We start from the raw sequence: 9,618 nt of genomic DNA on the forward strand, positions 1-9,618 counted from the left end.
CGGAGCCGGGCGCCATCGCGGGCGCGGACGCCATCGCGGGTTCCGGCGCGGCCGGGTTCGGTGGCGGCGCGGCGGGCCGCGGCCGGCTCGCGCCCGGTTGCCGGAGCGGAAGCGGCGGCTGCTGCGCCGATTGTGGTGCGGCACCGGCAGATTCGGGCTCGGGCGCGTCCACCGGCCGGGGTGCCGGTTCCGGCGCGACGGCGTCGGCCGGTGGTGTCACCGGTACGGCTCGTTCGGGGCGGCGGCGCGGCGGGGGCGGGGTGCGGTTCGGGTCCGGCGCCGGGAACCCCTCGCTGATGAGTTCGGAATAGCTTGCCGCGGCGGCATATCCGAGCGCACCCAGCGCCTGGCCGACCTGCGACGCGTCCCAGTGGCCGGCCACCGGGCCGATTCCGTCCTCGTCGTCGCGGCCGATCCGGGTGAAGTAGGTGCGTAGCGACGAAGGACCGTCTCCGACCACCACGTCGATGTCCTCCGGCAGCGGGCCCTTGTCCAGCGTGATCCGGGTGCCCAGCAGCGGGATGATCAACACGATGCCCAGCACCGTGACGTGTTCGCGGCCGGGCGCGGACCGCAGCAGCTCTTCGATCTCGGCGGTCCGCTCGCGGATGGCGGTCATCGCCTCCGTGCCGTCCACCTGGCCTTCGAGCGGCGCGATCCCGTCGCCCAGGGTCCAGGGCTGATCGGCGGAGACGGTGAGGGTGCCGGTGACCCGTTCGCTGAAGCCCTTGACCGACACCACGACACACGCGTCGGGGGTCCACACGACCGCGTCGGTGCCGCGCGCCTTGACCACCGCGATGCCCGGCAGCGCGTGCGCGCCGCGCCACGATTTGAGCCAGTTGACGACCGTCTGCTCGGTGGCCGACAGCCGAGACGGGTCGTCGTTGCGGACCTTCACCAACATCCTGATCAACCCCTGCCGATTTGCCGGTCCGGCCGCGCGACCGGTTATCACGCCAAATTTACGACTGGCCGCCAAGCTTAGCGAATCGGCTTGCGCCAGCAGGGATCATCGGTCCGCGCGGTGCGGTGCGGTAGCCGATTCGATTCGTCAGGGCAGCAACACGATCGAGCCGGTTGTCGCCCGGCCCTCCAGATCGCGGTGCGCGCGGGCCGCGTTGGCCAGCGGATATGTCGCGCCCACCCGCACGGTGAGGGTGCCGTCGGCGATCGCGTCGAAGATGTCGTCCGCGCGCCACAGCAGCTCGTCGCGGGTGCGGGTGTAGTGGGCGAGGGTGGGCCGGGTCAGGAACAGGGAACCGGCGCTGTTGAGCCGCTGCGGGTCGAACGGCGGAACCGGGCCGCTCGCCGCGCCGAACAGGGCCAGGGTGCCGCGCACCCGCAGCGACGCCAGGCTCGCCTCGAAGGTGGCCGCGCCGACGCCGTCGTACACCGCGGCCACGCCCTCGCCGCCGGTCACCGCGCGCACCTCGGTGGCCAGATCGGGCCCGTAGCGCAGCACACGCGCGGCGCCGGCCGCGCGCGACAGCTCCTCCTTGGCGTCACTGGACACTGTCGTGACGACCCGCACGTCCCGCGCGGCCAGCCACTGGGTCAGGATCAGTCCGACCCCACCCGCACCGGCGTGCACCAGCACCCACTCGCCGGGTTCGGGGCGGTACACCGATTCGGCGAGATAGTGGGCGGTCATGCCCTGTAGCAGCGCCGACGCCGCCACCGGGGCGGACACTTCGCCCGGGACCGGCACCGCGACCGCGGCGGGCACCGCGACCTGCTCGGCGTAGCTACCGGGAGCAGCCGACCAGGCCACCCGCTGCCCGATCGCGAATCCGGTGACGTCCGAGCCGAGCGCCGTGATAACGCCGGTGCCCTCGGATCCGGGCACGTACGGGACGGAGGCGGGATACAGCCCGGTCCGGAAGTAGGTGTCGATGAAGTTGACGCCGATCGCCTCGGTGTCGACCAGCAGCTCGCCCGGACCCACTTGGGGTGCGGGCAGTTCCACGTATTCGAGGACCTCGGGGCCGCCGTGCTCGGTTACCTGAATCGCATGCATGACCGGTTTGTACACCCCCGACCCGGAGTTCGGTCACAGTGGTCTCGGCCGTGTCGCTACCCGGCGGTAGACTGCCCGCTATGAGTACTTCCGTGGCCCCCGTCGAACTGTCGTCCGCTGTCGTCGATTCCGTCGTCGATTTCGTTGCCGCGCACGGCGGTTCCGCTACCGCGGTGCTGCAGCCGGTCGGCCGGTTGGGTGTCCGGGTCACCCTGGTAGGCGCCGACGGCGTCCTCGGCGACCGGGTCGTCGCCGACCTGGCCGCCGCGAACGCGCTGGTCGAGAAGGTCTCGGGCCTCACCGCGACCGAGCACTGGGACCGGGAGCTGATCTCGAAGGCCACGCCCGCGAAGGGGCACTGGGCCAAGATGGCCGGCTGGGTGGCTCGTTCGCACCGTTTCCCGCAGGCGCGCAACGAGCAGACGGTGCGTGAGCTGACCGTCTAGTACTCGTGGGTGGTCGGCGCATGTGATCGGGGATACAGCCGACATAGACGTAACTGTCGATCACATGTAATCTTCCAGGACCGGGCAGAGCCGTCCGGAAACGATCACGAAACGAGTAACCTCAATGACGCGGCATGTCGACGTACTGATCATCGGCGCGGGTCTGTCCGGAATCGGAACCGCTTGCCACCTGATCCGGGAGAACACCGGGCGCAGCTTCCTGATCCTGGAGCGTCGCGAGAACATCGGCGGCACCTGGGACCTGTTCAAGTACCCCGGCATCCGCTCCGACTCCGACATGTACACCTTCGGCTTCGAGTTCAAGCCGTGGACCGGCACGAAGGTGCTCGCCGACGGCGCGTCGATCCGCAACTACGTGCAGGAGACCGCCGAGGAATACGGCGTCGACAAGCAGATCCGGTTCGGCCGCAAGATGGTGAAGGCGAGTTTCTCGACCGCCGACAACATCTGGACCGTCGAGACCGTCGACGAGAAGACCGGCGAGACCGAGATCTACACCGCCGACTTCCTCTCCGGCTGCACCGGCTACTACAACTACGACGCCGGCCACCGCCCCACCTGGCCGGGCGAAGAGAACTTCCGCGGGCAGATCGTGCACCCGCAGGCCTGGCCCGAGGACCTGGACTACCAGGGCAAGAAGGTCGTGGTCATCGGCTCCGGTGCCACCGCCATCACCCTCGTGCCCACCCTGGCCGCCCGCGGCGCCGGCCACGTCACCATGCTGCAGCGCTCACCCACCTACATCGCCACCCTGCCCTCCGACGACCCGGTCGCCATGGGCCTCAAGCTGGCCAAGGTGCCGGCCGCGATGGCGTACAAGGTGGGCCGGGTCCGCAATATCGCGTTGCAGCGGGCCAGTTTCCAGCTCTCCCGCAACAACCCCGCCGCGGCCCGCAGGCTGCTGCAGAACCAGGTGCGCGTCCAGGTCGGCCCGAACGTCGACATGAAGCACTTCACCCCGAAGTACGACCCGTGGGACCAGCGCCTGTGCGTCGTGCCCAACGGCGACCTGTTCCGGGCGCTGAAGAAGGGCACGGCGTCGATCGTCACAGACACGATCGCCGAGTTCACCGAGACCGGACTGCGCCTGGACTCGGGGCAGGAACTTGAGGCCGACATCATCGTGACCGCCACCGGCCTGCAGGTGCAGATGCTCGGCGGCGCCGCGGTCGAACTCGACGGTGAGCCGGTCCACACCCGCGACCTGCTGATGTACAAGGGCGTCATGCTCAGCGACATCCCGAACGCCATGATGGTGGTGGGCTACACCAACGCGTCGTGGACGTTGAAGGCCGACCTCGCGGCGAGCTACTTCTGCCGCGTGCTGAACTACATGCGCGACAACGGCTTCAACCGAGTGGTCGCCACGCCGCAGCCGGGCGACCGCTCCGAGGCCTCGCTGCTGGGCGCCGACCTCTCCTCCGGCTACATCGCGCGCGGCGACGCGGTGATGCCGCGCCAGGGCACCGGCGGCCCCTGGAAGGTGGTCAGCAACTTCTACCGCGACCGCGCCTACCTGCGCAAGGAAGGGCTGGAGGACGGCATCGTGAAGTTCTCCAAGGTCAAGCCGGCACTGCGGGTGGTGTCCAACGAGGAGTCGCGCTCGGCCTGACCGTGCGTAGCTTGTGCCGCGGACCCTATTCGGGTCCGCGGCACTGCTTTTCGTCAGGTGGGTGGCGTAGATGCTCGGCCTCGAGGTCGCCCCCGACGAACTGGACTCGGCGGTCGTGGCATGTGGGACATGCCGTGGATGGCCTGTGATGGCAGCCGGTGTCGGGCCGCAGCCAGTTCCGCCGCGGCCCGGCCGGAAAGTAAGTGAGCGGATGTGGGGTCGGCGGTCAGGGTTTCGGGCGGCTGCGGAGATCGATGTCTGCGCTGTCGGATAGCCTGCGCTGCAGCGGGACCTGTCTGCCGGAGTGGGAATCATGGCTGCCGGAGCGGGATCAGGCGATTCGGCGGCTGGAACTGCAAGTGCCGCAGCATTATTGCATGGAGTGCAAATATGCACTGAATGCGTATGCGCAGGAAATGCAATGGTGCACGGCATGCGGTTCGGCAAGTTTGCCCAGGTAGCGGCATCCGTGTGGGCCGAGGCAGTCCACAAACGCTCGAACAATGCCGATCTCAGTCGTGACGCGCGGCCGGGAGAGCTTGCCGCCCGGCTCCCGGCCACGGCCCGGTACTGGACGTCGGCGAGGCCTTACCGCCGACGTGCTAGGCCAGTCGATCCGGGGGACACCGGCCTGAGTGCACAATGTTGGGCTGATTCCGGCAATTCTTGCTCGATCGGGCGGAACATTGTGCGCTCAGGCCGGAACTAGCAGTCTGTGCGCCCGTGATCGAATCGATCGGATGGCCCGGCTGGGGCCGGTCAGCGGGTGGTGGCGACCTCGGTCACTGGCGCGGGCACGTGTTCTCGGGTGCGGAGGGTGGCCCACAGGGCGGCGGTGGCGGCCGTGCAGGCGCCGGCGCCGGCGACGTGCAGCACGACCAGGCCGCCGGGTACGTCGGTGAAGTACTGGACGACACCGATCAGTGCCTGGGCGCAGACGAGTGCCAGTACCACGATGTAGTGGGTGCGGACGGTCCGGGTGACGCCGACGGTGGCCAGGCCGAAGCCGAGGCCGATCAGCAGGCACAGGTAGGCGACCAGCAGTTCGGCGTGCGCGTGCACCAGTGTCGGGATCTCGACTTGTAGTCGGGGGACGGTCTTGTCCACGGACTTGTCGCCGGCGTGCGGGCCCGCGCCGGTCACGAGCGTGCCGGCGACCAGGGTCGCGGCCAGCGCGATGCCGCTGAGCACGGTGAGCGCGCGCAGCGGGGCGGGTGCCTGCGTGACCACGACGCCGTCGTCGGGCTCGGCGACCTTCACCCACAGCACGCCCGCCAGCCACACCATGAGCATGGAGGCCAGCATGTGGATCGACACCGTCCACCACAGCAGTCCGGCGCGGACCGTGATGCCGCCGAGTACCGCCTGCAGCACGGTGCCGCCGGGCATCAGCCACGCGTAGGCGACCACTTCGCGCCGCCGCCGGGCTCGTAGGACGGCGAGCACGACGGCCGCCGCCGCCACCGTCACCACGAAGGTCAGCAGCCGGTTGGAGAACTCTATGGCCTGGTGGTAGCCGGTCGCGGCGTGCGGCACCGGCGTGAAGCTGCCGGGGAAGCACTTCGGCCAGGTCGGGCAGCCCAGCCCGGACGCGGTCACTCGCACCACGGCCCCGGTGACGGCGATCCCGGCCTGGGTGATCACCACCGCCAGGGCGATGAGTCGCTGCACCCGCTGCGAGGGCACGGGCAGGAGGTCGACGAGTCGCATGAAGGCGCGAGACAGCACGCGACCATGCTAGTCGCCGTCGATTCGTCCCCCGAACCCGACCTACTACATTGCGTCGTTTACGCGGCCGGGGAAGCCGCGCACCGGACCGAGGGTGCCCGTGGCGGTGCTGCCAGTCTCACTCAGCGCCGCCAGGCCACGAGGCGACGCCGTGGGGTTCACGGTCGGTTCGGCGCCTGGAAGCCGCCGATCTTCTCCTCGAGCAGTTCGGCCAGCCGCAGCGGGGTGCGGTCCTCGAACATCGGGCCGATGAGCTGCACGCCGACCGGCAGACCCGCAGGGGAACGGCCCGCCGGTACGGCGGTGGCGGGCAGGCCGGGCATGGTGGCCATCCCGGCCCAGACGAGCTGGTCGAAGTACGGGTACTCGACGCCGTCGATGTCGATGGTTCGGTCCTCCAGACTGCCGTTGTGGTTGTGCGGGAATGCGGGAGTGGGCGTAACCGGGCTCACCACGGCATCGAACTCGGTGAACAGCTGCCGCCAGCCGTGGCGGTGGAGTTCGCGGCGGTTGTTCGCCTCGACCCAGTCGCGGTGACTGAGGACCATGCCGCGCAGCCGCGCCGCGTCGAGACTTCGGTCGTCCGCGCTCAATGCGGCGGCCCGGGCCTGCAACTGCCGGTACACGTCGAGGGGAAGCGTCGCGGCGGCGTTCGACAGCATCAGCTGCATGTACAGTGCCGCCGCCTCGGCGGGATCGGGCAGCAGCGGGCTGTGCCGTTCGACGTGGGCGCCCTCGTCGACGAGGGCCTCGGCGACCCGGTTCACCGCGGCCCGCACCGCCGATCCGGTGGGCAGGATCGGATGGTCCGCGACGACCAGGACACGGAAGTCGGCCAGTCGTTCGTGGCGCGCGGGCGGCAGCGTGAGGTCGTAGGCGATGCCGTGGGTCAGCGGGTCCGGGCCGGCCATCACGTCGAGCAGGAGGGTGAGGTCGCGGGCGGTGCGGGCCATCGGACCGACAACAGCCAGGTCTAGATCGACCGGCAGGGCCGGGGCCGAAGGCGCGACCATGCCGCGGGACGCCACCAGCCCGAGAGTCGGCTTGTGCGCGTAGACGCCACAGAAATGCGCGGGGGTGCGCAGCGATCCGGCGAGGTCGGAGCCGATCGACAGCGCGCCGAATCCGGACGCCAGAGCCGCCGCGGAACCACCGGACGACCCACCCGACGTGCGGCCGTAATCCCACGGATTGTTGGTGGTGCCGTAGATCTCGTTGAAACTCTGGATATCTCGCAGCATCGCCGGCACATTGGTTTTTCCGAGCAGCACCGCGCCGGCGGCCTTCAGCCGCGACACCTGTACCGCGTCCTCGGCCGGTACGTAATTCGCGTGCTGCGGCAGACCCCACGTCGTGGGCAGCCCGGCGATGTCGTAGGACTCCTTGACCGTCACCGGAATGCCGAGCAGTGGCCGATCCTCGCCGCGGGCACGTGCCTCGTCGGCGCGGCGCGCGGCGATCCGCGCCCGATCGAAGTCGCGAACGCAGATCGCGTTGATCACCGTGTCATCGCGTTCGATCCGGCCGATCGCGGCCTCGGTCAGCTCCACCGAAGTCACCGCACCACTACGCAAGGCCACTGCGAGATCTTCGGCCGACTGCACGTTCCAATCCATGAATCCGAAGCTATGGGGCCGCCGAAAAAGCCATAAAACACAACGTCACGCAATCGAGAAAGGCGAACAGGTTCCCTTCGACGCATATATTCCGCAATTCCCAGGTCAGGGCTCGGGCTGGGCTGATCCGATCGCTGGAAGCCATGAAAGACCTTTTCGTACAACGGGATAGATGTCACACCGTTCCGCTCGGTCGCAGCTGTTCGATGGTCGCGTCGGCTCGACACTCTCGGAAGCCGGTCGCTACCGCGCACCCCGCAGGACGCCCGGTGATCGTGGGGCCGCCCGACACCGCCGGCCCGATCAGCCGCCTGCCTGCGCGGGCAGCGCGCCGCCGGCTGCGATGGTTCCCGCTCGCACCCGTAATTCGCGCAGGCGGTGGGACAGGGCTTCGAGTTCGTGGATGCGGGTGGCGCGGCGGCTGTCGTGCAGGGCGGCGGCGTCCTGGGCGGCCTGCACATCCTGGGCGGCCGCGGCGGTCTGCTGTTCGGCGAGGAGCGTGAAGTGGTCGCGCAGGGCGCGCTGGACCTCGCGCACGCGGGCGCGGGACTCGTTGGAGACCTGGAACACCACCTCGTCCATGAGTTTGGCGACGGCCACCTTCGCCTCGCTCTGCCGGCGCGCCTTCGCGGCCTTGTGTTCCTCGCGGAAAGTGTTGACGCCCAACAGGACTCCGGCGCCGATCGACCACGGATTGACCAGTGTCAGACCTATCAGGCTGGTCGCCATGCCGACCATCAGCACTCCGCCGTAGGAACCGCGGACCCCGCCGATGGCGCGTTGCAGCACCCCGGCGCGGGTCTCGGGCTCCGCCGGCGGGCCCCAGTCGGCGGCGGGCTCGTCGGCGTCCGGCAGCTTGGGTACCGGCTGCAGGTCGGCGGTATCGAACTTCTTCGCCACCGTGTGGGCCAGTTCGGCCGAAAGTCGTTCCTGCAGTACGAAATTCTCGTGCACCTCGGTGGCGATCCGTTCCTGCAGGCGTTCGCCGAACGCGGTCCAGTGCTTGGCCGGGTCGGTGCCGGCGATCTCGGTTTCGGCGTCGCGGACCACGGCCCGCAGCCGGTTGCGCTGGTCGTGGTCCACCGCGACGGTCAGCTCGGTGATGCCGTCGCCGAGGACATACTGCCAGTTGGCAATTCGTGCCCGCAGCGCCTCCGCGGCCGCACGGTGGTGCTGGATCCGGGCCACCAGTTCGGCGCCGCGGGCCGGGTCCTGCAGCGCACCGACCTCGGTGGTGATCGCCAGGGCCAGATGGTCGGAGACCACCCGGACCTCGTGCGCGAAGGCCTCCCGGGCCGCGGCCCGCGCGCGCTCGGTGACCGTGGTGCGCAGGAAGTCGGTGAGCTGCGGCAGACCGGACGCCACCTCCAGGTCGGTGTCGCCGCGCCGGTGGGCGAGGGCGTGCCGGGCGGCGGAGACGGGCAGGATCGGCAGATCCAGATCGGCGGCCGTGAGCAGGCGCCGGTCCTCCTGCTGGACCGTCGCCCACTCCGGGTAGCTGTCGATCTTGTTGAGCACGCACACCGTCAGCGGGCACACCTGGCGAATGCGTTGCAGCAGACGGATATCGGGCGGGGTGTAGGCCTGGCCAGCGTCGGTCACGAACAGGACCGCGTCGGCGGTGGGAAGCAGTTCGGTCAGCGTCGCCGTGCGCCGAGGATCGGTGATCGTCACGCCCGGGGCGTCGATCAGGGTCATGCCCTCGGCCAGCAGCGGCGCGGTGACCCGGACCTCCGCGTGTCGGTCCGGACCGCCGGGACGCCGCTCGAACCGCTCGCCGTACCGCACCTCGACCGGAGCGGACGGCACGCGGCCGGGCAGCGCGGTGGGGCAAGCGTCCGCCGCGACCAGGGCATTGACCACCGAACTGACGCCCTTGCGCGAGACACCGGCGACGAGCACACGAATCCGGTCGTCGCCGAAGCGCTGCCGGGCCTGCCGCAGCCGGTGGGCCAGATCGGGGCGGCCGACGGTATCGGCGACGGCCCGCAGGTCGTCGAGGACCGCGACCAGCGGTTCGGTGGCCGCCGATGCGGTGCGGGGCTGGACGATACTCGGCGCGGACACCGGAACTCCTCGGAAGACGTGGGCAGACAGGAAGATCGGGGAGGTGCGCCACGGGTTGCCGTGGGGCACCCCGCGCGACCATGGTGGGTGGGTCACAACCACGGCCGG

General features: G+C 69.9%; 6 protein-coding genes and 1 pseudogene. 2 read left to right on the forward strand and 5 right to left on the reverse strand.

The genetic code is table 11. The annotated features are described in order from the left end of the window. A pseudogene (locus EBN03_RS21755) lies at positions 1-907 on the reverse strand (hypothetical protein); the annotation flags it as partial. 147 nt (positions 908-1,054) lie between these two features. Further along, the gene (locus EBN03_RS21760; RefSeq protein WP_122190087.1) at positions 1,055-2,020 is read right to left on the reverse strand and encodes a quinone oxidoreductase family protein; all 966 of its coding nucleotides are present in this window, start codon (positions 2,018-2,020) and stop codon (positions 1,055-1,057) included. 80 nt (positions 2,021-2,100) lie between these two features. Here EBN03_RS21760 and EBN03_RS21765 point away from each other — a divergent pair, with 80 nt between their 5' ends. Together EBN03_RS21765 and EBN03_RS21770 are read left to right on the forward strand one after the other, a co-directional pair. Then, positions 2,101-2,466: a hypothetical protein gene (locus EBN03_RS21765; RefSeq protein ID WP_122189954.1), complete on the forward strand. Its 366-nt coding sequence runs from the start codon at positions 2,101-2,103 to the stop codon at positions 2,464-2,466. A gap of 124 nt (positions 2,467-2,590) precedes the next feature. Then, positions 2,591-4,099 carry a flavin-containing monooxygenase gene (locus tag EBN03_RS21770; protein ID WP_122189955.1) on the forward strand — a complete coding sequence of 503 codons (1,509 nt, stop codon included), beginning with the start codon at positions 2,591-2,593 and terminating at the stop codon, positions 4,097-4,099. 759 nt (positions 4,100-4,858) lie between these two features. On the opposite strand, the gene EBN03_RS21775 is transcribed toward EBN03_RS21770, so the two are convergent. The 3 genes from EBN03_RS21775 to EBN03_RS21785 form a co-directional block, all read right to left on the reverse strand. After that, complete coding sequence (locus EBN03_RS21775; RefSeq protein WP_122189956.1) at positions 4,859-5,827, reverse strand: COX15/CtaA family protein; 969 nt, start codon at positions 5,825-5,827, stop codon at positions 4,859-4,861. 158 nt (positions 5,828-5,985) lie between these two features. Next, positions 5,986-7,443: an amidase gene (locus EBN03_RS21780; RefSeq protein WP_122189957.1), complete on the reverse strand. Its 1,458-nt coding sequence runs from the start codon at positions 7,441-7,443 to the stop codon at positions 5,986-5,988. Positions 7,444-7,746: 303 nt separating this feature from the next. Beyond that, positions 7,747-9,618 (reverse strand): dynamin family protein (locus EBN03_RS21785; protein WP_233608526.1); only part of this gene is annotated, 1,872 nt, incomplete at its 5' end.

Source organism: Nocardia stercoris (genome assembly GCF_003696265.1).
GTDB lineage: Bacteria > Actinomycetota > Actinomycetes > Mycobacteriales > Mycobacteriaceae > Nocardia > Nocardia stercoris.